This is a genomic window from Pseudoalteromonas aurantia (assembly GCF_005886875.1).
GTDB lineage: Bacteria > Pseudomonadota > Gammaproteobacteria > Enterobacterales > Alteromonadaceae > Pseudoalteromonas > Pseudoalteromonas aurantia_A.
The window spans coordinates 1-23,603 of record NZ_PNBY01000006.1 but is presented as its reverse complement, the minus strand read 5'-3'; the positions used below and the strand labels follow the sequence as shown (position 1 = coordinate 23,603).

Annotated in this window: 28 protein-coding genes and 1 pseudogene; 26 read left to right on the top strand and 3 right to left on the bottom strand. The window is 42.1% G+C overall.

All coding sequences use genetic code 11. From position 1 onward, the window contains the following. The first annotated feature begins 282 nt into the window (after positions 1-282). From CWC18_RS00720 to CWC18_RS00615, 22 genes are all read left to right on the top strand, one after another. Positions 283-2,235 (top strand): AsmA family protein, encoded by a 1,953-nt coding sequence (locus CWC18_RS00720; RefSeq protein WP_138674485.1) that lies wholly within the window; start codon positions 283-285, stop codon positions 2,233-2,235. 80 nt (positions 2,236-2,315) lie between these two features. Further along, positions 2,316-3,140 (top strand): phytanoyl-CoA dioxygenase family protein, encoded by an 825-nt coding sequence (locus tag CWC18_RS00715; protein ID WP_138674484.1) that lies wholly within the window; start codon positions 2,316-2,318, stop codon positions 3,138-3,140. Between the two features lie 435 nt (positions 3,141-3,575). Beyond that, the gene (rplN, locus tag CWC18_RS00710) at positions 3,576-3,944 is read left to right on the top strand and encodes a 50S ribosomal protein L14 (protein ID WP_010363768.1); all 369 of its coding nucleotides are present in this window, start codon (positions 3,576-3,578) and stop codon (positions 3,942-3,944) included. 10 nt (positions 3,945-3,954) lie between these two features. Beyond that, entirely contained in the window at positions 3,955-4,269 is a 315-nt protein-coding gene (rplX, locus tag CWC18_RS00705; protein WP_138593398.1) for a 50S ribosomal protein L24, read from the top strand. Between the two features lie 15 nt (positions 4,270-4,284). Beyond that, positions 4,285-4,824 carry a 50S ribosomal protein L5 gene (gene rplE / locus CWC18_RS00700; protein WP_010363764.1) on the top strand — a complete coding sequence of 180 codons (540 nt, stop codon included), beginning with the start codon at positions 4,285-4,287 and terminating at the stop codon, positions 4,822-4,824. A gap of 10 nt (positions 4,825-4,834) precedes the next feature. Beyond that, positions 4,835-5,140 (top strand): 30S ribosomal protein S14, encoded by a 306-nt coding sequence (rpsN, locus tag CWC18_RS00695; RefSeq protein WP_010363762.1) that lies wholly within the window; start codon positions 4,835-4,837, stop codon positions 5,138-5,140. 20 nt (positions 5,141-5,160) lie between these two features. Beyond that, entirely contained in the window at positions 5,161-5,553 is a 393-nt protein-coding gene (rpsH, locus tag CWC18_RS00690; protein ID WP_138593396.1) for a 30S ribosomal protein S8, read from the top strand. A 13-nt stretch (positions 5,554-5,566) separates the two neighbouring features. Continuing rightward, positions 5,567-6,097 (top strand): 50S ribosomal protein L6, encoded by a 531-nt coding sequence (rplF, locus tag CWC18_RS00685; RefSeq protein WP_010363759.1) that lies wholly within the window; start codon positions 5,567-5,569, stop codon positions 6,095-6,097. Positions 6,098-6,106: 9 nt separating this feature from the next. Then, entirely contained in the window at positions 6,107-6,457 is a 351-nt protein-coding gene (rplR, locus tag CWC18_RS00680) for a 50S ribosomal protein L18 (protein ID WP_010363756.1), read from the top strand. A 9-nt stretch (positions 6,458-6,466) separates the two neighbouring features. Further along, positions 6,467-6,973: a 30S ribosomal protein S5 gene (gene rpsE, locus CWC18_RS00675; RefSeq protein WP_010363754.1), complete on the top strand. Its 507-nt coding sequence runs from the start codon at positions 6,467-6,469 to the stop codon at positions 6,971-6,973. A gap of 6 nt (positions 6,974-6,979) precedes the next feature. Beyond that, complete coding sequence (gene rpmD, locus CWC18_RS00670; RefSeq protein WP_010363752.1) at positions 6,980-7,162, top strand: 50S ribosomal protein L30; 183 nt, start codon at positions 6,980-6,982, stop codon at positions 7,160-7,162. Positions 7,163-7,167: 5 nt separating this feature from the next. Then, the gene (rplO, locus tag CWC18_RS00665; protein WP_010363750.1) at positions 7,168-7,602 is read left to right on the top strand and encodes a 50S ribosomal protein L15; all 435 of its coding nucleotides are present in this window, start codon (positions 7,168-7,170) and stop codon (positions 7,600-7,602) included. 11 nt (positions 7,603-7,613) lie between these two features. Further along, positions 7,614-8,942 carry a preprotein translocase subunit SecY gene (gene secY, locus CWC18_RS00660; RefSeq protein WP_010363748.1) on the top strand — a complete coding sequence of 443 codons (1,329 nt, stop codon included), beginning with the start codon at positions 7,614-7,616 and terminating at the stop codon, positions 8,940-8,942. 23 nt (positions 8,943-8,965) lie between these two features. Beyond that, positions 8,966-9,079: a 50S ribosomal protein L36 gene (gene rpmJ / locus CWC18_RS00655; RefSeq protein ID WP_002959476.1), complete on the top strand. Its 114-nt coding sequence runs from the start codon at positions 8,966-8,968 to the stop codon at positions 9,077-9,079. Between the two features lie 126 nt (positions 9,080-9,205). Continuing rightward, on the top strand, positions 9,206-9,562 hold the full coding sequence (gene rpsM, locus CWC18_RS00650) for a 30S ribosomal protein S13 (protein ID WP_010363725.1): 357 nt from the start codon (positions 9,206-9,208) through the stop codon (positions 9,560-9,562). Between the two features lie 13 nt (positions 9,563-9,575). Further along, positions 9,576-9,962, top strand: a complete 387-nt coding sequence (rpsK, locus tag CWC18_RS00645; protein WP_010363724.1) for a 30S ribosomal protein S11 — start codon at positions 9,576-9,578, stop codon at positions 9,960-9,962. A 21-nt stretch (positions 9,963-9,983) separates the two neighbouring features. Further along, positions 9,984-10,604 (top strand): 30S ribosomal protein S4, encoded by a 621-nt coding sequence (gene rpsD / locus CWC18_RS00640; protein ID WP_119861573.1) that lies wholly within the window; start codon positions 9,984-9,986, stop codon positions 10,602-10,604. 24 nt (positions 10,605-10,628) lie between these two features. Continuing rightward, positions 10,629-11,615: a DNA-directed RNA polymerase subunit alpha gene (locus CWC18_RS00635; RefSeq protein ID WP_010363720.1), complete on the top strand. Its 987-nt coding sequence runs from the start codon at positions 10,629-10,631 to the stop codon at positions 11,613-11,615. Between the two features lie 39 nt (positions 11,616-11,654). Then, positions 11,655-12,053 carry a 50S ribosomal protein L17 gene (rplQ, locus tag CWC18_RS00630; RefSeq protein WP_010363718.1) on the top strand — a complete coding sequence of 133 codons (399 nt, stop codon included), beginning with the start codon at positions 11,655-11,657 and terminating at the stop codon, positions 12,051-12,053. A 981-nt stretch (positions 12,054-13,034) separates the two neighbouring features. After that, positions 13,035-15,632 (top strand): bifunctional aconitate hydratase 2/2-methylisocitrate dehydratase, encoded by a 2,598-nt coding sequence (acnB, locus tag CWC18_RS00625; protein WP_138593392.1) that lies wholly within the window; start codon positions 13,035-13,037, stop codon positions 15,630-15,632. Positions 15,633-15,848: 216 nt separating this feature from the next. Continuing rightward, complete coding sequence (locus tag CWC18_RS00620) at positions 15,849-16,481, top strand: 2OG-Fe dioxygenase family protein (protein WP_138593390.1); 633 nt, start codon at positions 15,849-15,851, stop codon at positions 16,479-16,481. A gap of 12 nt (positions 16,482-16,493) precedes the next feature. After that, complete coding sequence (locus CWC18_RS00615) at positions 16,494-17,729, top strand: cysteine desulfurase-like protein (protein WP_138593388.1); 1,236 nt, start codon at positions 16,494-16,496, stop codon at positions 17,727-17,729. Between the two features lie 89 nt (positions 17,730-17,818). Here the strand turns inward: CWC18_RS00615 and CWC18_RS00610 are convergent, their stop codons facing one another. Beyond that, positions 17,819-18,277: a cyclic nucleotide-binding domain-containing protein gene (locus tag CWC18_RS00610; protein WP_138674483.1), complete on the bottom strand. Its 459-nt coding sequence runs from the start codon at positions 18,275-18,277 to the stop codon at positions 17,819-17,821. A gap of 496 nt (positions 18,278-18,773) precedes the next feature. Between CWC18_RS00610 and CWC18_RS00605 the strand changes: the two genes are divergently transcribed. After that, complete coding sequence (locus tag CWC18_RS00605; RefSeq protein WP_138674482.1) at positions 18,774-19,589, top strand: helix-turn-helix domain-containing protein; 816 nt, start codon at positions 18,774-18,776, stop codon at positions 19,587-19,589. Between the two features lie 92 nt (positions 19,590-19,681). Here the strand turns inward: CWC18_RS00605 and CWC18_RS00600 are convergent, their stop codons facing one another. Together CWC18_RS00600 and CWC18_RS21350 are read right to left on the bottom strand one after the other, a co-directional pair. Beyond that, positions 19,682-19,969 (bottom strand): helix-turn-helix transcriptional regulator, encoded by a 288-nt coding sequence (locus CWC18_RS00600; protein WP_138593384.1) that lies wholly within the window; start codon positions 19,967-19,969, stop codon positions 19,682-19,684. Between the two features lie 769 nt (positions 19,970-20,738). Further along, positions 20,739-20,882 (bottom strand): hypothetical protein, encoded by a 144-nt coding sequence (locus tag CWC18_RS21350; protein ID WP_249348061.1) that lies wholly within the window; start codon positions 20,880-20,882, stop codon positions 20,739-20,741. 349 nt (positions 20,883-21,231) lie between these two features. On the opposite strand from CWC18_RS21350, the gene CWC18_RS00590 reads away from it, so the two are divergent. The 3 genes and pseudogenes from CWC18_RS00590 to CWC18_RS00580 all read left to right on the top strand — a co-directional run. Continuing rightward, entirely contained in the window at positions 21,232-21,522 is a 291-nt protein-coding gene (locus tag CWC18_RS00590; RefSeq protein ID WP_138593382.1) for a helix-turn-helix domain-containing protein, read from the top strand. Further along, on the top strand, positions 21,512-22,837 hold the full coding sequence (locus CWC18_RS00585; RefSeq protein WP_138674481.1) for a type II toxin-antitoxin system HipA family toxin: 1,326 nt from the start codon (positions 21,512-21,514) through the stop codon (positions 22,835-22,837). The genes CWC18_RS00590 and CWC18_RS00585 overlap by 11 nt, the downstream gene beginning before the upstream one ends. A 340-nt stretch (positions 22,838-23,177) precedes the next feature. Further along, a pseudogene (locus CWC18_RS00580) lies at positions 23,178-23,603 on the top strand (transposase); the annotation flags it as partial.

Sequence of the window (23,603 nt, the reverse complement as noted above, 5' to 3'; positions counted from 1 at the left end):
TTTTATCATTACAGTTTAGCTAACGGTTCGCAAAACTGACAAGGTGGTGGATCATACCGAAGAATGTGAAAGTTACAATCATCGATATAAAGAATTGTACATCGTAAATGGCGTAGTGATAGAGAGTTAGCACATGAGCACCGCACTGTTACTGTGAAATATATGATTTTCAATTACCTCCACATGTGGTTAAACCACACACTCTCACAAACTCATTGATGATTTTATAGCGCACCAAGGCTACTATATAGGCATAGCGCAATGAGACGGATAGGGAAAGATATGAACGCAGTAGTTAAAATTGTTGGCGGTGTGGCTGTCATTGTGGTTGGCGTCGCTGTAGCAGCTCCGTTTTTGGTGCCAACGCAGACGATAATCGATCAAATTTCTAAACAGGCGGAGTCTACAACAGGCAGAACATTACAAATAGCAGGTGATAGTGAAGTATCAATATTGCCCAGTTTAAATGTCACGTTAAACAATGTTCGCTTGTCCAATATGACGACGGGCAGTGCTGAGGATATGCTCTCTATGGAGCAATTGTCAGTACATATACCTTGGCTTTCGCTCTTGTCAGGTGAAGCGAAGTTAGAACGGTTTGTTATTCATAATCCGACAGTCACGCTTGAGACTGATAAACAGGGGCAGCCCAACTGGCAGTTATTCCCGACACAAGACAACCTTCCTACATTGGCACAGACAAAAACGACGCAACAGCCTTCAGCTGTGTCATTACCGAGTGGTTTTGATGTTAGTCTAGGTGAGGTCGCCATTTATGGTGGTTCAATTACTTACATTGATGGCCAAACTGGCGTTCAACATAGCGTTAATGAACTTGATTTAAGTATTCAGCTCCCGTCTTTATATAAAGCACTTACAGTTAATGGTGCTATTACTTATCAATCACAAAAATTTGAATTAATGTCGGTGGTTGATACACCAGCAAAAGCGATTGTAGGAGAAGCGTTTAACATTGAACAGCGTCTTACCTCACAATTGTTGAATCTTGAATTTAATGGGGTGGTTGCACATCAGGGTAAAGACATTCAAGGTGAATTAACCCTAGCAGGTGAGTCAGTGAAAGCGGTAACCCAGTGGCAGAATATTGCGCTCCCAGCCAAGGATAACGCATTTAATCAGTTTAGCGTTGCGGGAAGCATGTCGTTTGTTGGTAATACGTTTACGCTTAACTCGTTGGTTGCGAAGTTAGATGAGTTAGAAATAAAAGGGCAAAGTAAAATTGTATTAGGACCGAAACCTAATATTAACGCCAATATTGATTTAGGCATGTTAGATTTAAACCCTTACTTGCCTGAGCCAGCTGCAACGCCAGCGCCCGACAAGCCCGATGCGCAAACACCGAGTCAACCTATTGTATGGGATGATACGCCAATTGATTTATCGGTATTAGGGCAAGTCAACGCAGATATTGTGGTGCGCTCCACGGGTTTAAAAGCCCACGATATTACTTTGGGGGAAAACCAGTTTTCATTACAGCTTAAAAACAATGTGGCACATCTAGGCCTAGATGAGTTTAATGCTTATAACGGTACAGGCAAAGGCAGTGTTAAAATCAATTCAGCTGTAACACCTTATAAAATAAAAACAAATTTTGCGTTAAAAAACATCAATGCGGAACCGTTACTTACTGATGCGGTTGGGTTTGATAAAGTACTGGGTAAAGGCAGTATCGATTGGAATTTAACAACTCAGGGTCAAAGCCAAAAACAATTGGTATCGACTTTGGCGGGTAACGTGGCGTTCAGTTTTAAAGATGGAGGGGTGAAAGGCGCTAATATTGCTCAAATGGCCCGTAAAGCCAAAGAGATGCTCAAAGGCGACTTTTCTTCATTAAAAGACGGATTAAATGCTGATTATGATCCGCAGCAGAAAACAGACTTTTCAGCGTTAACAGGTAGCTTTGTATTTAAAGAGGGTGTTGGCCGCAATAATGATTTGAGCTTAGCGAGCCCATTAATACGTATTACCGGCTCGGGTGAGGTGGATTTACCGAAAACCAATGTGAACTATCGCTTGGTGACCGGTATTGTTGATACGGTCGAAGGTCAAGCAAGTGCAGATAAAAGTACGGGCTTTAAAGTGCCACTGCGCATTAAGGGGCCTTTTCATAAAGTAGATGTCAGTTTGGATATAAGCAGTGCCGCTAAAGATAACGTGAAAGACAAATTAAAAGATAAACTCAAAGATAAGTTTAAAGGGCTATTTGGTGGCTAATATTCGATAGAGAATAATGAATAGAGGCCAAACTTAGGTCTCTATTCATATTTAATGTAGTATTTAAGGAATACATATCGATGGGCACATTGTTGAAAAGTAAGTTTGAACACCAAGGGTATGCGGTGATCAAGCAGGGTATTGAGCCTGAATTATTATCACACCTTCAACAGCATGCGCAATCTTTGCTACGCGATACCAAAGAACTTGCAATGCAAGGTCGCGGTTTGATGCATATTGCTTTATCTCAGTATAAAGACGATTCGTCGGTATCTCGCATTAACAACCTATTTGAGTATCAACTTAACTTTGCGCGTTTACTGACACATCCGACGATTATTGGGGCGGCGGAGTTATTGATTGGTGAGCCGGTGTTGCCTGTTTATGAATCTATGGTGATCAAAAATACTTCGAGTAATGAGGCTTTTGATTGGCACAGAGATATGCAGGCGCGAGCAGATGATACCACCATTATTACGATGGGGATCTATTTAGACGATTCACTTGCAGAGCAAGGTGCTTTGAAGGTAATTCCTAGATCACATTTAATACTCGACAGCGTGTCTGAATGCAAAGATAGACTTCAGTTAGGTAACATATCGAGTCAAGATATCGCGGTACAAGCTGGCGATATTGTTATTCATCACGTCAATACAGTACATGGTTCGGACAAGCAACAAGCAAGTCACCTTAGACGCACAATATATTTTCAGTTTAGGTCTCTATCACATTTAAGGAGTAATCCGCGCTTTAATGTTAATTGGCTTGAAAAGCGACAGCAACTCTTTGAACAACTCAAAGTAAAACCACTCAAAAAGATAGATACGGAGATAATAGTGTTGCCGGTGGGCTTTTATGATGAACAGGTTAAGATTGAAGCTGCTGAATACAGCTTTGCATTTTAATTCATCATTGGCCACTGCACTGGTATTAGTCATCGGTATTGGTAATCAATAGAAACGTTATTTTTGCCAAGTTTATGTCAATTAGACCCAAAGGGAGGGGGGTAGCCATTTTCTTTGTCAAACAGATGTATGTAATCTTAAAGTAGAAATTACTTTTCTCCCCATAAAAAGCACTGATTGTTTTTTAAACTGTTGTGTATCAATAGCTTTATGGCTTGAAAAACTAACTGTCTGTCCTCATATCAGAAAAGTGCTCAGTGAAACTCAGTGGAATACGTCAATTAATTAAAAATTGAACTATCCAACCTAGTACTTTGCTGGTACAATTGCCCGCCCTTGAACGACAATCTAATTGTTTTTTGAGTGGTATTTAATCGAAGTGCTTTGATTTTAAACAAATTAAAGCGTGTTAAAACTACACCGGAGCTCATTCAGATGATCCAAATGCAAACTCAGCTGGACGTTGCTGATAACAGCGGCGCTCGCAAAGTGCAGTGTATAAAAGTCCTTGGTGGTTCGCACCGTCGCTATGCAGCGATTGGTGACATCATTAAAGTTTCTGTTAAAGAAGCAATTCCTCGCGGTAAAGTGAAGAAAGGTGATGTTAAAAACGCGGTAGTTGTGCGTACTAGAAAAGGCGTTCGTCGTCCAGACGGTTCTTTGATCCGTTTCGATAGCAATGCGGCTGTTATCTTAAATGATAGCTTACAGCCTGTTGGTACTCGTATCTTCGGCCCTGTGACTCGTGAACTGCGTACTGAAAAGTTCATGAAGATCGTTTCACTAGCCCCAGAAGTACTATAAGGAATCTATCATGGCAGCAAAAATCCGTCGTGATGACGAAGTAATCATACTAGCCGGTAAAGACAAAGGTAAGCGCGGAAAAGTGCTTTCAGTTGTAACTGAAGCTGGTCGAGTATTTGTCGAAGGCATTAACTTAATCAAGAAGCACCAAAAGCCTGTTCCGCAATTGCAGCAAGCTGGTGGTATTGTTGAGAAAGAAGCGTCAATCGACGTATCAAACGTTGCGATCTTCAACCAGGAAACTGGTAAAGCGGATCGTGTAGGTTTCAAGATTGAAGACGGTAAGAAATTACGTATCTTCAAATCTACTGGTAAAACTATTTAATAGTTGGAGTAGACGATGGCGAAACTGCATGAAGTATATAAAGACAAAGTAGTAGTTGAACTTCAAGAGAAGTTTGGTTTCAGCTCTGTTATGCAAGTCCCTCAGATCGAAAAGATCACATTAAACATGGGTGTGGGCGAAGCCCTAGCTGACAAGAAAATTCTAGAAAACGCGGTAAACGATCTAGAAGCAATCTCTGGTCAGAAAGCACTTATCACGAAAGCACGTAAGTCAGTAGCTGGCTTCAAGATTCGTGAAGGCTACCCAATTGGTTGTAAAGTAACCCTACGTGGCGAGCGTATGTGGGATTTCTTTGAGCGTTTAGTCTCAATTGCAATGCCTCGTATTCGTGACTTCCGCGGTGTAAGTGCTAAGTCTTTTGACGGACGTGGTAACTACTCTATGGGCGTACGTGAGCAAATCATCTTCCCAGAGATCGATTATGATAAAGTAGACCGTGTTCGCGGTATGGATATCACAATCACGACTTCTGCGAAAACTGATGAGGAAGGCCGTGCGTTGTTAGAAGCGTTTAACTTCCCATTTAAGAAATAAGGGTAGGGTTATGGCAAAGAATTCTATGAAAGCGCGCGAAGCAAAGCGCACTAAATTAGTTGCTCAGTTCGCTGAAAAGCGTGCGGCACTAAAAGCTATCATTTCTGATGTTAATGCATCAGAAGATGATCGTTGGGATGCGGTATTAAAGCTACAAGCTCTACCGCGTGATTCTAGCCCTGCACGTCAACGTAATCGTTGTAACATTACGGGCCGCCCACATGGTTTCCTTCGTAAATTCGGCATGAGCCGTATTAAAGTTCGCGAAGCAGCTATGCGCGGTGAAATTCCTGGCCTTAAAAAGGCTTCTTGGTAATAGAATCACGGGAGTAAGACATGAGCTTGCAAGATCCTATTGCGGATTTGTTCACACGTATCCGTAACGGTCAGACTGCGAAGAAGGTTGCTGTTGCAATGCCTACTTCAAAGCTGAAAGTAGCAGTTGCAAAGGTACTTAAAGACGAAGGTTACATTACTGACTTCGCTGTATCTAGTGACGTAAAAGCAGAATTGACTATCGAATTAAAATATTTCGAAGGTAAAGCTGTTATTGAAAACATCCAGCGTGTTAGTCGCCCAGGTCTACGTATCTATAAGAAACGTGACGCGTTACCGAAGGTAATGGGTGGTCTAGGTATCGCTATCGTATCAACTTCTCAAGGCTTGATGACAGACCGTGCCGCACGTAGTGCTGGTGTTGGTGGTGAAATCATTGGCTTTGTAGCTTAATCGGAGGGGAACAATGTCTCGTATAGCGAAGGCTCCAATTTCAGTTCCTGCCGGTGTAGAAGTTACAATTAAAGGCCAGGACATCACAGTTAAAGGCAAAAACGGTGAGTTGACTCGTACTATTAACAACGCTGTTGAAGTAACTCTTACTGATAACGTGATCACAACTACACCTCGTGAAGTTGCGAACGCATGGGCACAAGCAGGTACTGCTCGTGCACTTATCAACAACATGATTGTTGGTACGAATGAAGGTTATGAGAAGAAACTTCAGTTAATCGGTGTTGGTTATCGTGCGGCAGTTAAGGGTAAAGTATTAGACTTAACTCTTGGCTTTTCACACCCAGTTAATTTCGAGATCCCAGCGGGTATCACGATTGAAACTCCAAGCCAAACTGAGATTCTTGTTAAGGGCGCAGATAAGCAAGTTGTTGGTCAAACAGCTGCTAACATTCGCGCATACCGTGCACCTGAGCCTTACAAAGGTAAAGGTGTTCGTTATGCAGACGAACATGTGCGTCGTAAAGAAGCCAAGAAGAAGTAAGGTAAGACGATGGATAAAAAAACAGCTCGTCTACGTCGTGCTAAACGCACACGTAGAAATTTTATTGAACAAGGCACAACGCGTCTTGTTATCCACCGCACGCCACGTCACATTTACGCTCAAGTAGTTAATGCTGAGGGTACTGTACTGGCTGCTGCTTCTACTGTTGAGAAAGCAATTAGCGAAACAGTTACAGGTACAAGCAACGTTGCCGCAGCACAAGCTGTAGGTAAAGCGGTTGCTGAACGTGCAGCTGACAAAGGCATAGCAAAGCTAGCTTTTGATCGCAGTGGCTTTAAATATCACGGCCGTGTGAAGGCGCTAGCTGATGCTGCGCGTGAAGCCGGTTTGCAATTCTAGGAGTAGACAATGGCTAACGTAGAAGCAAAGCAACAACAGCCTGATTTAGCTGAAAAGCTAATTGCGGTGAACCGTGTGTCTAAAGTAGTTAAAGGTGGTCGTATCTTTAGCTTCACTGCACTAACAGTAGTTGGTGACGGCGCAGGTAAAGTAGGTTTTGGTTACGGTAAAGCACGTGAAGTACCAGCTGCTATTCAAAAAGCAATGGAAAAAGCGCGTCGTAACATGATCAACGTTGATCTTAACGGTAACACACTGCAACACCCTATCAAGGGTCGTCACGCAGGTTCACAAGTGTTCATGAAGCCAGCATCTGAAGGTACTGGTATCATCGCAGGTGGCGCAATGCGTGCAGTATTAGAAGTTACGGGCGTACAGAACGTTCTTTCTAAATGTTACGGTTCAACTAACCCAATCAACGTTGTTCGTGCAACAATTTCAGCTCTAGAGAACATGAATTCTCCAGAGGGTATTGCTGCAAAACGTGGTTTGACTGTTGAACAGATTCAGGGGTAATTAACCATGGCTAATAACACTGTAAAAGTTACACAAGTAAAGAGCTCTATCGGTCGTTTACCGAAGCATAAAGCTACTTTACGTGGCCTTGGTTTACGTCGTATCAATCACACTGTTGAGTTGGAAGACACAGCATGTGTACGTGGTATGATCAACCAAGTTTCATACATGGTTAAGGTTGAGGGGTAATTCGAATGCATTTGAATACACTTTCTCCTGCTGCAGGTTCAAAAACTGCCGCTAAACGTGTTGGTCGTGGTATCGGTTCTGGTCTTGGTAAGACTGGTGGTCGTGGTCACAAAGGTCAAAAGTCACGTTCTGGCGGTAAAGTACGCGTTGGTTTTGAAGGCGGTCAAATGCCTATGCAACGTCGTCTACCTAAGTTCGGTTTCACTTCACGCAAATCACTAGTATCTGCTGAAGTAAACTTATACGAAATCGCTAAAGTTGAAGGCGATGTGGTAGACCTAAGCGCGCTACAGGCAGCTGGTCTAGTTAAAAAGAACGTTTTGTTCGTTAAAGTTGTTAAATCTGGCGAAGTTTCACGCGCAGTGACCGTTAAAGGCCTTAAGGCTTCTAAAGGTGCTCGCGAAGCTATTGAAGCTGCCGGAGGCAAGGTAGAAGACTAAGGAAGTACACAATGGCTAAACCAGGTCAAGATATGCAAAGTGCACAAAGTGGGCTTTCGGAACTGAAGCGTCGATTACTATTTGTATTAGGTGCTATCATTATTTACCGTTTGGGTTCATTTGTGCCGATCCCTGGGATTGACGCCGCTGTACTTGCCGAGTTCTTCGAGCAACAAAAGGGCACCATTGTTGAAATGTTCAACATGTTTAGCGGTGGTGCGCTTGAGCGAGCTTCGGTATTGGCTCTCGGTATTATGCCTTATATTTCGGCTTCGATTATTATGCAGCTATTAACGCACATACATCCTGCGATGATAGAGCTTAAGAAAGAAGGTGAACAAGGTCGTAAGAAGATAAGTCAATATACGCGTTATGGCACGCTCGTGCTTGCTACATTCCAATCGATTGGTATTGCCACTGGCTTACCAAGCATGATGGACGGGTTAGTTGTTAACCCTGGTTTTGGTTTCTACTTCACCGCTGTGGTGAGTTTAGTGACTGGTACTATGTTCCTTATGTGGTTGGGTGAACAAATTACAGAACGTGGTATCGGTAACGGTATCTCTGTACTGATATTTGTTGGTATTGTAGCTAACCTGCCGTCTGCGATTGGTTCGACAGCTGAAATGGCGCGCCAAGGTGATTTGCATGTTTTAGCACTGTTATTGATTGCGGTAATCGTATTCGCTGTTACTTATCTTGTTGTGTTCTTTGAACGTGGTCAACGACGTATTGTTGTTAACTACGCAAAACGCCAACAGGGTCGTCAGGTATTTGCTGCTCAAAGTACGCATTTACCACTGAAAGTAAACATGGCGGGTGTTATTCCACCAATCTTTGCTAGCAGTATAATTCTGTTCCCTGGTACTATAGCAAGCTGGTTCGGCCAAGGTGAAGGTCCGGTCGCTGATGTGCTACAAGCTATCTCTGCAGTGTTGACTCCTGGTCAGCCTCTGTATGCGATGGTATTAGCCGCGGCTATTATCTTCTTCTGCTTCTTCTACACTGCGTTGGTATTTAACCCGCGTGAGACAGCAGATAACCTGAAAAAATCTGGCGCTTTTATCCCAGGTATTCGTCCCGGTGAGCAGACATCTAAATACATTGATAAAGTGATGACACGCCTGACATTGGCAGGTGCTTTGTATATAACCTTTATCTGTCTGGTGCCCGAGTTTATGACCATGGCATGGCAAACGCCATTCTACTTCGGCGGTACATCAATTTTGATTATCGTTGTTGTGATCATGGACTTCATGGCACAAGTACAAACTCATATGATGTCTCATCAATATGATTCTGTGCTTAAAAAAGCAAACCTTAAAGGCTATAGCCGATAAGGTTATTTTCACGGAGTTGAGCAATGAAAGTACGTGCTTCCGTTAAGAAAATCTGCCGTAACTGTAAAGTTATCAAACGTGCTGGTGTAGTACGAGTGATATGCAGTGAGCCTAAGCATAAGCAAAGGCAAGGCTAATAAACTCATGCAGGCTAAGTAATACTACTTGGCCTGTGTTTTTAAATGTGGTTCGGTCTTCGTTTGAGTATCCTTACGGGCTTTTCAAACAGATGAGAATCGAATCGAAATATAGGAGATGTGTTAGTGGCCCGTATCGCTGGCATTAACGTCCCTGATCATAAGCATGCAGTAATTGGTTTAACTGCTATCTATGGTGTAGGTAAAACTCGCTCTAAGGCTATCTTAGCAGCGACTGGTATCGCCGAAAATACTAAAATCGGTGAGCTTTCAGACGAAACACTTGACGTACTTCGTGAAGAAGTAGGTAAGTACACTGTTGAAGGTGATCTTCGTCGTGAAGTGACTTTAAACATCAAGCGTCTTATGGACCTTGGTTGTTTCCGTGGCTTACGTCATCGTCGTTCGTTACCACTTCGTGGTCAACGTACTAAGACTAACGCGCGTACTCGTAAGGGTCCTCGCAAGCCTATCAAAAGATAAGGTGAGGTAAGTTATGGCTAAAGCACCAATTCGTCGTAAAAAGGTTAAAAAGCAAGTTGTTGATGGTATGGCACACGTTCATGCATCATTCAATAACACGATTGTAACCATCACTGACCGTCAAGGTAATGCTCTTTCTTGGGCGACTGCAGGTGGTTCTGGTTTCCGTGGTTCTCGTAAGTCTACTCCGTTCGCTGCACAGGTTGCTGCTGAGCGTGCAGGTACTGCTGCACAAGAGTACGGTCTTAAGAACCTAGAAGTATTCATTAAAGGACCAGGTCCAGGCCGTGAGTCTGCTGTTCGCGCTTTGAATGCTGCTGGTTACCGTATCACAAACATCACTGACGTGACGCCAATTCCACACAATGGTTGTCGTCCACCGAAGAAACGTCGCGTATAACAATAGGTTAGGAGAAAGAACATGGCAAGATATTTGGGCCCTAAGCTCAAGCTGAGTCGTCGTGAAGGTACTGACCTGTTCCTTAAGAGCGGCGTGAGAGCAATCGACTCAAAGTGTAAACTTGAGACAGCACCTGGTCAGCATGGCGCACGTAAAGGTCGTCTATCAGATTACGGTTTACAGTTACGTGAAAAGCAAAAAGTTCGTCGTATCTACGGTGTACTTGAAAAGCAATTCCGCAACTACTACAAAGATGCTGCTCGCCTAAAAGGTAATACTGGTGAAAACCTATTACAACTTTTAGAGCAACGTTTAGATAACGTAGTTTACCGTATGGGCTTTGCAAGCACACGTGCTGAAGCACGTCAGCTAGTAAGCCACAAATCGGTAATGGTTAATGGTCGTGTTGTAAATATTCCTTCATTCGTAGTTACTCCAGAAGATACTGTAGTAATTCGTGAGAAGTCTAAAAAGCAAGCACGTATCATTGCAGCTCTAGAGTTGGCTGAGCAACGTGAGAAGCCTACTTGGGTTGAAGTTGACGGTAAGACATTGGAAGGTAGCTTCAAGCGCCTACCAGAGCGTTCTGATCTGTCTGCGGACATTAACGAACAATTAATCGTCGAACTTTACTCGAAGTAAAGTTAAGAGTTAAGAGAGGATAAAATGCAGGGTTCTGTAACTGAGTTCCTAAAGCCAAGATTAGTCGATATCGACGCTATCAACCCTACGCGTTCTAAAGTTGTTTTAGAACCGCTTGAGCGTGGCTTTGGTCACACTTTGGGTAACGCTTTACGCCGTATACTACTTTCGTCTATGCCAGGATGTGCAGTAACTGAAGTTGAAATTGATGGTGTATTGCATGAGTACAGCGCGAAAGAAGGCGTACAAGAAGACATCATTGAAATTTTGTTAAACCTAAAAGGTTTAGCTGTATCTCTAGAAGGTAAAGATGAAGTTTTTCTTACCCTGACAAAATCTGGTGTAGGCCCTGTGACAGCGGCAGACATTCAGCACGATGGAGATGTAACAATCGCCAACCCAGATCACATTATTTGTCATTTAACGGCAGGTAATAGCGATATCAACATGCGTATTCGTGTTGAGCGCGGTCGTGGTTATGTGCCAGCGTCTAGTCGTTTATCCTCTGATGACGATGAGCGTCCAATCGGCCGTCTGTTGCTTGATGCATCATTCAGTCCGGTTGAACGTATTGCGTACTCGGTTGAATCAGCCCGTGTTGAGCAACGTACAGATTTAGACAAGTTAATCATTGATATGGAAACAAACGGTACATTAGATCCTGAAGAAGCGATCCGCCGTGCGTCTACTATCTTAGCTGAGCAATTAGATGCATTCGTAGATTTACGTGATGTGTCTGAGCCAGAAGAGAAAGAAGAGAAGCCAGAATTCGATCCTATTCTGCTTCGTCCAGTTGATGATCTTGAGCTAACAGTACGTTCAGCAAACTGTCTGAAAGCCGAGCAAATTCAATATATCGGTGACTTAGTACAGCGTACTGAAGTTGAGCTTCTAAAAACGCCAAATCTTGGTAAGAAGTCTTTGACTGAAATAAAAGATGTACTGGCTTCACGTGGTCTTTCTCTAGGCATGCGCCTAGAAAATTGGCCTCCGGCAAGCTTAGCTGAATAAGCTAAGTTACTATATTAGTTTAGTTAGAAGGATAGGGTCATGCGCCATCGTAAGAGTGGTCGTCAATTAAACCGTAACAGCAGCCATCGTAAAGCGATGTTCAGCAATATGGCTAGTTCATTGGTGAAGCACGAAATCATCAAAACAACTGTGCCTAAAGCGAAAGAGTTACGCCGTGTAATTGAACCTTTAATCACACTGGCTAAGACTGACAGTGTAGCAAACCGTCGTTTAGCGTTTGCTCGCACGCGTGATAATGAAGTAGTTGGTAAGTTATTCAGCGAACTTGGTCCTCGTTTCGAAGGCCGTCCAGGTGGTTACACTCGTATTCTTAAGTGTGGCTTCCGTGCTGGTGATAATGCACCAATGGCTTATGTTGAGCTTCTAGGTCGCCCAGCGACTGAAGAAACTCAAGAAGACGCGCAGTCTGCAGAGTAAGTCTTGTAGAAGACACTAAAAAAGCCGAGCAATAGCTCGGCTTTTTTGTATGTTTTTTTAGGCTATAACCCCTCCTATCTCAAAATTACCTCGTCTGAAACAATAATGTATTGGCAGTTGTTTTTTTAAAACCAATTACATTAATTAAAACATTGTTTAATGGAGGCGTTCATAAAAATAGGGTTGCTACAATCAGCTTTCGATCATAAAACCAGTTCAGAGATTCGATGCTTTTATTTAGGGGGTCGTGATCACTTAAACGATATTGCTCTCGAGAGGTTATCTGCTTTTATCCAGCAGTACATAAGCGAAGCGATATTTACCTTTTGTCTTTCTATTGATGCTTAGGAAGCATAGTAATTATGCTCAGCACTTTTTATCCTTATATTTTTTAGTGTTCTCTCTGTTGTCTCCCTGACGTAGGCCAGGATCCAGAATCTGCTCTGTTATAGTCATTCATTTAAGACTATAACAGAGCACATTATTTATCTAAAATGTTATCTATAATTCTATTATTCATGTGTAATTTTAAGCGCATACATGTTTCATGTTCGGTATGGTTGGAGGGTTAATGGGGGTTATTCTGGTAATAGCTCGCCAGCTAAAATTGGGGTATCAAGACAAACTCTCTGAATGCATTGTTCACTTTTTTTAGCGTGTATAGTAAAAGACTAAACAAGGCCCTGTTTCGAGCTACTAATGTATATAGAATAGCAAAGGGGTTAAAACCAAAGAAATTCATCAATAATCAACGTGCTTATCATAAAATTAAGAATGATTACCAATGTGAGTACATTCACAAAAATAGAGTCTATTTAGTATTTATATTCATCATATTTATAGTGAGTATAAATACCTGCCACCGCTGTTTCATTCTCATCTCGCTGTAAACGCCATATACTAAGTCTCAGAATCTATGGTCATACAATGTTGAGTTTATAGACATGTTATGCCAGTTCACGTCATCAAGAGGGTAAAATTATGCTTCAAGAATATCGTCAACACGTCGAAGAACGTGCAGAGCTTGGGATAGTACCTAAGCCATTAGATGCGCAGCAAACCGCAGATCTCATCGAGCTTGTTAAGTCACCTTCAGCAGGTGAAGAAGAGTTCATTCTCGATTTATTCGTGAATCGAGTTCCACCCGGGGTGGATGATGCCGCCTATATCAAAGCGGGTTTCTTAGCGGCTATCGCAAAGGGCGATACACAATCGCCACTCATAACAAAAGACTATGCAGCAGAGTTACTTGGGTCTATGTTAGGTGGCTATAACATTGCGCCTATGATCGAATTACTAGACGATGAGACTTTGGCACCCATTGCTGTTAAAGGCTTATCGCATACGTTATTAATGTTTGACGCATTTTACGATGTAGAAGAAAAAGCAAAAGCTGGTAACAAATTTGCTCAACAGGTGATTGAGTCTTGGGCTAACGCACAGTGGTTTACTGATAAACCAGCTGTTGCTGAAAAGATCTCTGTCACAGTATTTAAAGTAACTGGAGAAACCAATACCGATGATCTTTCTCCCGCACCAGATGCGTGGTCCCGTCCAGATATTCCGTTACATGCGCTGGCGATGCTCAAGATTGAACGAGAAGGCATTCACCCAGAAAAGTCAGGTGAGATTGGCCCAGTTACGCAATTAGAAACGCTAAAAAAACAAGGGTTACCGTTAGCTTATGTCGGAGATGTGGTAGGGACAGGTTCATCACGTAAGTCGGCGACTAACTCCGTATTATGGTTTATGGGAGATGACATTCCTTTTGTGCCGAACAAACGCGTAGGTGGCGTCTGTTTAGGTGGCAAAATAGCGCCTATCTTCTTCAATACAATGGAAGACTCCGGAGCACTGCCGATTGAACTGCCGGTCGAAAAGCTACACATGGGCGATCAAATTGATATTTACCCATACGAAGGTCTGGTTAAGCGCCATGGTACGGATGAGGTACTCTCTACATTTTCACTCAAATCAGAGGTTATTCTTGATGAGGTGCGTGCAGGTGGTCGTATACCTTTGATCATAGGCCGAGGTTTGACCGATAAAGCACGGGCTTCATTAGGGCTTGAGGCCGAAACGATTTTCCGTAAACCAGTAGAAGCCCAAGCCTCATCAAAAGGCTTTACCTTGGCGCAGAAAATGGTGGGTAAAGCGTGTGGTGTTAAAGGTGTGCGCCCAGGCCAATATTGTGAGCCTAAAATGACGACTGTTGGCTCGCAAGACACTACCGGCCCAATGACTCGAGATGAGTTAAAAGACTTAGCATGTCTTGGCTTTTCAGCTGATTTAACCATGCAATCGTTCTGCCATACTTCAGCGTACCCTAAACCCATCGATGTGAATACTCATCATACCTTACCAGACTTCATAATGAACCGCGGTGGGGTGTCATTGCGTCCAGGTGATGGTGTCATTCACTCTTGGTTAAATCGCATGTTGTTACCGGACACAGTGGGAACAGGGGGGGATTCCCATACACGTTTTCCACTGGGGATCTCTTTTCCTGCTGGCTCTGGCGCGGTGGCTTTTGCGGCGGCGACAGGGGTTATGCCCCTCGATATGCCTGAATCAATCCTAGTGCGCTTTAAAGGTGAGATGCAGCCAGGGATCACACTGCGTGATTTAGTGCATGCGATTCCGTATTACGGAATTAAGCAAGGGCTATTAACCGTTGAGAAAAAGGGTAAAATTAATGAGTTTTCTGGCCGAGTGCTTGAAATTGAAGGCGTTGAGCATTTAACCGTTGAGCAAGCATTTGAACTCTCTGATGCGTCAGCTGAGCGCTCTGCAGCAGGGTGTGCGGTTAAACTTTCTGAAGCGTCAATTGCAGAATATCTTAATTCAAACATTGTGATGCTGAAGTGGATGATCTCGCAAGGCTATGGAGATGTTCGTACGATTGAGCGTCGTATTACAAAAATGCAAGATTGGTTGGCTAATCCACAGTTGATGCAAGCAGATCCCGATGCGGAGTATGCTCACGTGATCGACATTGATTTGGCCGATATTAAAGAGCCCATTTTATGTGCCCCGAATGACCCTGATGACGCGCGTTTATTATCAACTGTGCAAGGGGAGTCTATAGATGAAGTGTTTATTGGTTCATGTATGACTAATATTGGTCATTTTCGTGCAGCAGGTAAATTGTTAGATAACTATGGCGGCCGATTACCCACTCAGCTTTGGGTTGCGCCACCCACTAAAATGGACAAAGATCAACTTACCGACGAAGGCTATTATGGTATTTTTGGTCGAGTAGGCGCACGCATCGAAACGCCAGGTTGCTCGTTATGTATGGGAAATCAAGCTCGGGTTGCAGATAAAGCGACCGTGGTATCAACTTCTACGCGTAACTTCCCTAATCGTTTAGGGACTGGTGCCAATGTATTTCTTGCCTCTGCAGAGTTAGCTGCGGTCGCTGCCATTATTGGAAAGCTGCCTACACCCGCTGAGTATCAAGATTATGCGCAGAAGATCAATGCGACTGCCGCTGATACTTATCGCTACCTCAACTTCCATAAAATGCCTCAATACACGCAAAAAGCAGATGAAGTGATCATTCAGCAAGCTGTGTAGACTTTTTGAGCAATAGAGCCGGCAAAATGTCGGCTTTTTTGATACTTACAAAACAAGAAACAGTCGCTTTTTAAATAATAGAATAAATATTCAATATTTTAGCTTATTTTGGTTTGTTACTGCTAATTTGTGGCATATTGATAGGTAAATTAAACAGTATTTATTTTCCATTCGCTTAGAATTATCGCCAATTTGTCATCAATAGGCGAGAGCAAAATGACCGCAGTAAACAATCAGAACTTGCTTCAACTTCGTTTCATCCAACAAGCGCATATCGACGCAGTGAAGCCCTCATTTAATCAACTACCAAGTAACCCATATGCTGATGGTGCGTTCAGAAAACGTCGTTACTCAGTCGTTAAATTTTCAGATGACCATGTGTCATTACAGCCAGCAAAAGCCTTTGTTCAAGACGATGCGATTAATACTTTTCAGGGCAATGTTGAACGTGTATACGAAAACCTTGAAGACAGCTTATTACAAAGTGATGGCTTTAAGCACTTATTAAATGAGTTTCGCGCTATGACAGGCATTTCACAAGAGCGTGAAATTGAAGTGCATCAGTTCCGCATGTTAGCAATTGAAAGTGACACACCGCCAGCCCCTGAAGGCATCCATCAAGATGGCTTTGATCACGTATGTGTATGTGGTGTATCGCACGAGAATATTGCCGGTGGTGAGTTATTGGTTTATGAAAATAAAGACGTAGAGCCTTGCTTTAAAATGGAGATCAAAGACGGCCTGTTTGCTTTGATCAACGACCGCGAAGTATGGCATAACGCGACTCCAATGAATAAACTAGATGCTGATAAAATTGGCTATTTAGATTGTTTTGTATTTACCTCATAACGCGAGTGAACCATGGAACTAACTAAACTGCGTCGTCAATTTCCAGCATTAATGCAGCAAGTGAACGCCCAATCCCCTATTTTTTTAGACGGACCAGGAGGCTCACAAGTACCACAGTCTGTACTAAGTGCTATGTCAGCTTATTTGGGGTACTACAATTCAAACCTGGGTGGCGCGTTCTTTTCTAGCGAAAAAACCGTAGACTTGCTTAACAATGCTCGCCAAGCGGTTGCAGAGCTACTCAATGCACCAAGCAAAGAGCAAATCGTGTTTGGTGCAAACATGACAAGCCTAACCTTTAGTTTTAGCCGTGCGCTTTCTAGGGCGTGGCAGGCGGGCGATGAGGTCATTGTTACCAATGCCGATCACTTCTCAAACGTGTCATCATGGCGCCAAGCTGCCGAAGATAAAGGGGCGACAGTACATGCCCTACAAATTAATGAAGCTGATTGTACATTAAACTTAGAGCACTATAAGCAGTTATTAAGCAGTAATACAAAACTGGTTGCTGTGACATATGCGTCAAATACAACGGGTTCTATAAACGATATAAAACACATTGTTGAATTAGCTCACCAAGTTGGCGCTTTAGTTTATGTTGATGCTGTGCACTATGCCCCCCATGAACTTATTGATGTACAAGCGCTTGATTGTGACTTTTTAGCTTGTTCAGCTTATAAGTTTTTTGGCCCTCATGTGGGGATCGTCTATGGCAAGCGTGAACACTTAGAAGGGTTTACCCCCTATAAAGTAGAGCCTGCAAAAGACGTGATCCCAGGCCGCTGGGAAACCGGTACTCAGAGCTTTGAAGGCCTTGCGGGTGTTGTGGCTGCAATTGACTATATTGCCAGTTTAAGTGGCTTGCCAGAGGCGACGTCTCGTCGTCAGCGATTAGCTACTGGCTTTGCAAAAACTAAACAGCACGAAATGGCATTAAGTGAATATTTTTTAACGCGCTTAACTGAGTTTCCACAGATCACACTGTTTGGTATTTCTGACTTAACGCGCCTTAGCGAACGCACACCGACTTTTGCACTGACATTTGACGGCCTTGAACCACGCGTTGTATCTGAATTTTTAGGTAAACAGCAAATGTGTGTATGGGATGGTAACTTCTATGCACAAGGTTTATGTGAGCAATTAGGGGTGATGGATAAGGGCGGCGTCGTCCGTATTGGATGTATGCATTACAACACGATTGAAGAGCTTGAAAAGCTATTCAATGCATTTAATACATTATTAGGTTAATGGGATTGATTATTTAATTCTAATTATAGTTTTATTAAAGGCATGGGTTCTTGCACATGCCTTTTTATGCTAAATCGCATTCAAATCCCCTAAATATTGTCTTCAATATAATTACTGAGTGAGCTGATCCGAGTACTCATACCCGCAATAATTTTATCCTTCATTTTTTCTCGAATAACATTGGGTAGTCTTGTCATAGCTTCAGGTGTAATGGCCAATAAAATACTGTCTTTAAGGGCTTTAGCACTAGTAGAGTGTTCTTGGTTGCAAATAAAAGCCCCTTCACCAATAAATTCACCAGGCCCTACGCGGCCTAATTCAAGTAATTGACTCTTTTTAAAAATACTAAATTCTCCGCTGAGCACAATGAAGAGCCGATTGTCTAATTCAAAGCGTTTAAAGGCATGGTGACTTTGGTGAACCAAATACAAATGGCTAAAAGACTCAAGTAAGACTTGCCGTTCAGCTAACGTAAACTCATTGAAAAATTCCAGCCGATTAATGATCTCAAATTGTTTCAGTAGTGAGACATTTGTTAGTCGCTTCATTTGGGTAAAATAGCTGAATAAATAATGTGTTAGATAGTGGAGGTTTTTTTGGTATAGATCAACTTATTTAAAAGCAAATGAAGTGTATCACAGGCCTAACAGCGATAGTAATATAGACCACATGAAGGCATATGAGTACATTAGACTTTTAACTGCTATACGGGGGTATTTTGCTGCCACCAGCAGGAGTAATTCGAATGTGCGTAATAAATAAATCGTTACCTAGATACGATCACACATGGTACTTCATATCTCTATGTGAAGCAGTACACCTCATGTTCAGTCTAAGCAGCATTAATTTAAATTACTTTATGAATACTATTTTTTACAACATTGGAATATACATCAAGTATTTTTTATGCTGTTTATTTTCTCTAATAACAATTTTTGCATTCTATTGCTAGATTTGGTTTGGATGTTATGCGCGAAGTTTTTTATTTGGGCACTTAATGTTTGTATATTTAATAAATGTGAATAAATTTATGTGGTGAGCTATATGGTTAATGGCCAAGACTTAAAAGCAATGAGGGTTCAAGCGGGCATCACTCAAGGTGAAATGGCACGTAAATTAGGATGTGACAGAAAAACTATTATAAATTACGAGGTAGGCGTATCCGATATACGTGTGACCCGAATGTTTATTTGGCTAAAGTCTTGTAAGGTAGATACTAGGGCGTTGTTGATGCAGGTAAAACAGATCCGTGAGCAAGCAAAAGAAAATGGTAAAGCCAAACTTCAAGATGCGATTTCAATTTTCTTAGTAACCATCCAACTTTGGGTACCAGAGGTCATTGCACCCATTTATTTAGTTGTGTTAGCCATTGCCTATGTTGTTAGTCTATGCAAGAAAAATATAAATATTATGCATATTTCGTTGCTTCTTTTGATACTGAACATTGTTGAGTATATTATTTTTACAACTGGTTTAATAGAGCTAATAAAGCCAGAAACAGGGTCATTGATCAGAGGAAGTATTATGTTTGGTGTTCAATTTTTGATTAGTTCTCTGGCCGTATTACTATTTATTTTTAGAGTACAATTATCACGCGTTATTTCTAAGTCAGGCGAAATATCACTTACCATTTTTGATGGGGTTTTTCATTGGGTTTTCATATATACGTCATTCATATACTTTATGGCTTTGGTAGAGCATATTGCATGGTCGCACTATGAAATGCGTTACTTGACTGTGATTTATGACCACTTTGAAGGGTTAGTATATCTTGCGTGGGTCGTGAGCTGTATTCTTCTATTTAATATGATGAGCTTTAACAATGAGCGTACGGACCCAACTAAACAAATGTCTGAATGAGTGTTATAGGTGAGTAATATAGCCCTACTTGATATAGGGCTGTATGGAATTATATGTAAAACCTTCATTCATGACTAAAAAGTTTTGTCTTGTTAGGCTACGAGAGCCGCACTGTGTATTTCATTATTACCAAACAGTTGAACCATGATTGGGCTTGCAAAATCACTACCAAAAATTAGCGTCATTTCATAAACTTGCGTTATGCTCATGATCGTCTTTCCACTTTCAAAATTGCTTATTGTTGCTTGGTCAACATTCAATATCACGCCCAGTTGCTTTTGCGTTAAGCCGTGTTTTTTACGTAAGCTTCGCATCGTTTTTTGCATCTCAGCTTTGAATTTATCAATTTGAATTTTTCTTCTATTTGTATTGTGTTTCATATTGCCTCCAAAGAGTGAGTGCACGGCATGGTAACGCTTGATAGATGCTGTGAGTTTTTCAGAAGGGCCTTAACGATTAAACATTCTATATTAAAGAGATATGTACGTTGTATGCCATCATTATTGATCATTTCTTCGATTAAAGAATGAGTGTTTTTCTGATGTTTTGACGTAGTGCTAATTCCATTTTTAGATAAAATTAAGGCTTTTGAGTCCGTTTTAAAGCTGTGTTTTAACATGGAGTTATTTGGTGGTTTGTTATTGGTAGGGTCATTCTGTTTTAATGGGTGTGAAAAAATCTCCCCAAAGTAAATTTTAAGTAAAAAACTGCAAGCACCTTATCTTTAGAGGGGAGCTAACGGGCAGTGAAGTACATTAATTCAATAGCTGAAATAAGTTTCCAATACGCCGAGTAGCAAGAGGAAATTTAATTTATTGTGAATATAAACATAGCCTCATTTGAAAAACTCATAAAATATGGAATAGAAACCATAAAATATAAGATGAATGAGTATACAGCGTCATTTTATATTAGTTACGGGTTTGAGGCCTGACAGTGGCGTTGTTTCTTAAATAATTGAACTTCTTTGATTTGGTGTGAACAGATCATTAAATACCTTAACTCATGATACTAAATGAAGAAGAAAATTAGGAATTGGTCACAGTACAATCGTGCGTTTGGTTCAACGCGGTAATATCAATATTTGGCTAAGTGATAGTGCCACCTCTAAGTGGCAAGTAAAGGTGACAGCCCCTGAGAGATCGACACCTATTTGTTAGAAAACATTTTTTCTGATACTCCAGCCCTTTCTGCAAGAAGTAGTCGAGCTTCTCCTTCAGGTAAGGCATTATCAAGAAAGTTATATGCAACAGAGTTGTCGTGATTATTATCAAGCGTTAAGTTTGGCGATATGTCGAAACCATTTTGTTGCCAATAATCATTTGGGCAAGCCAGTTTCTTTGTTCAGTGATAGTTCACCGATAACGTTTTCTGCAAAGCTTATATTTAGGCTGAAGGCATCTAATTTATCATTCATCAGTTAGACCCACTCGTTATCAGCTATAGTAATGGTGTTCGGAGTTAGTCGCTCTTTTTTTGTTAGCTTTATCCTTAACCCAACCTCTTGCCTGACGCAAAGTATCAGCTTTGAGTTGCCTTCTCCAGTTGCGTGATGGTTACTCATAGCTTTATGGGTATTATAGTATCCATAAATTAAAAAATAGCGCTATAATGGATAATATTATATCCATTAGAGCTGCGCATGAACTTTTCACTTTTAGATGATACTGATGTAAGCCAAGCTTTTGCTACTCATCTGCGGAGCTTACGCAAACAAGCGAAGTTATCGCGAGAGGCACTGGCCCAGCGTAGTTGTGTACCTGCTTCGACCATAAAAAAGTTTGAACTTACCGGACAAATTTCATTTCGTCAGCTGCTGCTTTTGTGGCAGTCGCTGGATTCACTAGACAGACTTTATCAATTGACACAAACCACGGCTGACCGTGCCGCTTTACCGACCAGTATAGAAGAGGTGCTTAAAGATGAGCTTTAAATCTATTCAAAAGTTGAATGTGGAGCGCACTCTCACAACGGGCGAAACTGTATCTGTGGGTGTATTAGCGCAAAACCGCCAAGGTGTTTTCTTTCAGTACAATGAAAACTATATAAGCAGGTTTGGCAATTTATCCCCTTTTACGCTTCAAGGTGATGTGCGATTACAGCAAGCACCGAAAGAACCTCACCAAGGCATACACGGCGTTTTTGGCGATAGTCTTCCCGATGGTTGGGGGTTGTTGTTGCAAGACCGTGTGTTCCGTCAACAAGGCATAATATCCGCACAAGTAACAGCAATGGATAGACTGGCATTGGTTGGGCAGCAAGGAATGGGGGCCTTGTCTTTTACGCCTGTATCGGAGCTCTCATTAGATCAGCGTTCAGATATTGATTTGGAAACACTTGGGCTTGAAGCCCAAACCTTGTTCGACCAGTCCGTGTTTGATTATAAAGAGACGGATGAGTTAGAGGGTAGCACTGGGCAAGTATTAGCAACCTTGGTAGCCGTAGGTAGCTCCGGCGGTGCTCGACCTAAAGCGCAAATTTATATGCCTGCTGGCGACGCGACGCAATGCCGCACCTATGCACAACCTGGCGATGAAGCATGGCTAGTTAAGTTTACTTCGAAGAACTTAGCCTTGGGCCACGAAGAAGGTTTGTGTGAAGCTGTTTATTTAGAAATGGCTGACCAGGCAAAATGCCAGCCACCGATGTGGCAGCTAATTGAAGCACCTGCGAGTAGCGGCGCTAAAGCATGGCTTGCGTTAAAGCGTTTTGACTATTTACCCGCGCAGGAGAAAGCTGGACGCTTACATATGCACAGTGCTTGTGGCTTGTTGGATGCAGACTTCCGAAGCCCGAGCTTAGATTACAGCGATCTGATTAAGGCCAGTCGTCAACTCTGTAAGTCGCCTGCAGCCGGGCAACTTCAATTTCGACGCGCAATGTTTAACTTATTTGCCGCTAACCAAGATGATCACAGTAAAAACTGGGGCTTTTTACAAGCCGATGATGGTAGCTGGCAACTCGCCCCATTTTACGATGTAACCTTTAGCCCTCATCCTTTTAACGAGCATGCGACTGCCTTTGCCGGATACGGAAAAGCGCCACCACTCAAAGTGATGCAAAAGCTGGCTGCTAGTGCAGGCTTTACTAATTGGAAGAAAGCACAGCAATGTATTCAAGAGGTCGTTGATGCCATTAGTCAGTTTAGGCAGCTTGCTGAGCAACACGGTGTGAGTAAGACTACTGTGTTAGCCATAGAAAAAACACTCGCAGAGCGTAAGCAAGAAAATGCGGCACTTATAGCTTGAGATGGTGTTAGCTTGAAATGACGTTTTTAAGGTGACGTAGCATTAAGATAAATAAGACGAGTGGATAAAACGTGAAACCAGGTCTAAATGAATCTTACCTTTGTGGCAGCGGTAAAAGTACAAACGTTGCTGCATGAACACTATTTTTAAGCAACATGCACCTAAGCAACACGCATCAATGCTGGATGATACTGATCAAGTTGTTGCAATGAACCCTAACTTGACTCTAGAAGAACTCAATACTGTTGCAGAGCAAAAAATAAAGGCGGCTAATGATCGGCCTTATTCTGATTTTTGTGGCCTTTCGCCAACACAAATGAGTAATTGGTTAAATTTCCGTATGGCTACAGCACGCAAAAGGCAAGTGAGTTTAACTGATACCAAATACTACCATTGCATTTCACGCTGCGTTCGTCGTGCCTATTTGTGTGGTGAAGATAAGGTAACAGGGCAATCTTATGAACACAGAAGAGGTTGGATAGAAGACAAACTGCTAGAACTTTCAAAAGTGTTTTGTATTGATGTGTGTGCGTATGCGGTGATGAGTAACCATACGCATATTGTACTTTATGTAGATGATGCCAAAGTAAAAAGGTTAAGTGATAAAGCGATTATCATCAGATGGCATAAGCTGTTTAAAGGCACCATACTGTCTCATAAGTTCCTTCAAGGTGAGCGGCTAGACTCAGCGCAGCAAACCTTTTTAAATAAAGACATTGAACAATTTAGAGAGCGTTTAGCGAGTATCAGTTGTTTTATGCGGGTG

What these genes read in the sequence shown, in the direction of transcription:
- CWC18_RS00720 (WP_138674485.1), top strand. Translation starts at nt 283, where the DNA reads ATGAACGCAGTAGTTAAAATTGTTGGCGGTGTGGCTGTCATTGTGGTT.
- CWC18_RS00715 (WP_138674484.1), top strand. Translation starts at nt 2,316, where the DNA reads ATGGGCACATTGTTGAAAAGTAAGTTTGAACACCAAGGGTATGCGGTG.
- rplN (WP_010363768.1), top strand. Translation starts at nt 3,576, where the DNA reads ATGATCCAAATGCAAACTCAGCTGGACGTTGCTGATAACAGCGGCGCT.
- rplX (WP_138593398.1), top strand. Translation starts at nt 3,955, where the DNA reads ATGGCAGCAAAAATCCGTCGTGATGACGAAGTAATCATACTAGCCGGT.
- rplE (WP_010363764.1), top strand. Translation starts at nt 4,285, where the DNA reads ATGGCGAAACTGCATGAAGTATATAAAGACAAAGTAGTAGTTGAACTT.
- rpsN (WP_010363762.1), top strand. Translation starts at nt 4,835, where the DNA reads ATGGCAAAGAATTCTATGAAAGCGCGCGAAGCAAAGCGCACTAAATTA.
- rpsH (WP_138593396.1), top strand. Translation starts at nt 5,161, where the DNA reads ATGAGCTTGCAAGATCCTATTGCGGATTTGTTCACACGTATCCGTAAC.
- rplF (WP_010363759.1), top strand. Translation starts at nt 5,567, where the DNA reads ATGTCTCGTATAGCGAAGGCTCCAATTTCAGTTCCTGCCGGTGTAGAA.
- rplR (WP_010363756.1), top strand. Translation starts at nt 6,107, where the DNA reads ATGGATAAAAAAACAGCTCGTCTACGTCGTGCTAAACGCACACGTAGA.
- rpsE (WP_010363754.1), top strand. Translation starts at nt 6,467, where the DNA reads ATGGCTAACGTAGAAGCAAAGCAACAACAGCCTGATTTAGCTGAAAAG.
- rpmD (WP_010363752.1), top strand. Translation starts at nt 6,980, where the DNA reads ATGGCTAATAACACTGTAAAAGTTACACAAGTAAAGAGCTCTATCGGT.
- rplO (WP_010363750.1), top strand. Translation starts at nt 7,168, where the DNA reads ATGCATTTGAATACACTTTCTCCTGCTGCAGGTTCAAAAACTGCCGCT.
- secY (WP_010363748.1), top strand. Translation starts at nt 7,614, where the DNA reads ATGGCTAAACCAGGTCAAGATATGCAAAGTGCACAAAGTGGGCTTTCG.
- rpmJ (WP_002959476.1), top strand. Translation starts at nt 8,966, where the DNA reads ATGAAAGTACGTGCTTCCGTTAAGAAAATCTGCCGTAACTGTAAAGTT.
- rpsK (WP_010363724.1), top strand. Translation starts at nt 9,576, where the DNA reads ATGGCTAAAGCACCAATTCGTCGTAAAAAGGTTAAAAAGCAAGTTGTT.
- rpsD (WP_119861573.1), top strand. Translation starts at nt 9,984, where the DNA reads ATGGCAAGATATTTGGGCCCTAAGCTCAAGCTGAGTCGTCGTGAAGGT.
- CWC18_RS00635 (WP_010363720.1), top strand. Translation starts at nt 10,629, where the DNA reads ATGCAGGGTTCTGTAACTGAGTTCCTAAAGCCAAGATTAGTCGATATC.
- rplQ (WP_010363718.1), top strand. Translation starts at nt 11,655, where the DNA reads ATGCGCCATCGTAAGAGTGGTCGTCAATTAAACCGTAACAGCAGCCAT.
- acnB (WP_138593392.1), top strand. Translation starts at nt 13,035, where the DNA reads ATGCTTCAAGAATATCGTCAACACGTCGAAGAACGTGCAGAGCTTGGG.
- CWC18_RS00620 (WP_138593390.1), top strand. Translation starts at nt 15,849, where the DNA reads ATGACCGCAGTAAACAATCAGAACTTGCTTCAACTTCGTTTCATCCAA.
- CWC18_RS00615 (WP_138593388.1), top strand. Translation starts at nt 16,494, where the DNA reads ATGGAACTAACTAAACTGCGTCGTCAATTTCCAGCATTAATGCAGCAA.
- CWC18_RS00610 (WP_138674483.1), bottom strand. Translation starts at nt 18,277, where the DNA reads ATGAAGCGACTAACAAATGTCTCACTACTGAAACAATTTGAGATCATT.
- CWC18_RS00605 (WP_138674482.1), top strand. Translation starts at nt 18,774, where the DNA reads ATGGTTAATGGCCAAGACTTAAAAGCAATGAGGGTTCAAGCGGGCATC.
- CWC18_RS00600 (WP_138593384.1), bottom strand. Translation starts at nt 19,969, where the DNA reads ATGAAACACAATACAAATAGAAGAAAAATTCAAATTGATAAATTCAAA.
- CWC18_RS00590 (WP_138593382.1), top strand. Translation starts at nt 21,232, where the DNA reads ATGAACTTTTCACTTTTAGATGATACTGATGTAAGCCAAGCTTTTGCT.
- CWC18_RS00585 (WP_138674481.1), top strand. Translation starts at nt 21,512, where the DNA reads ATGAGCTTTAAATCTATTCAAAAGTTGAATGTGGAGCGCACTCTCACA.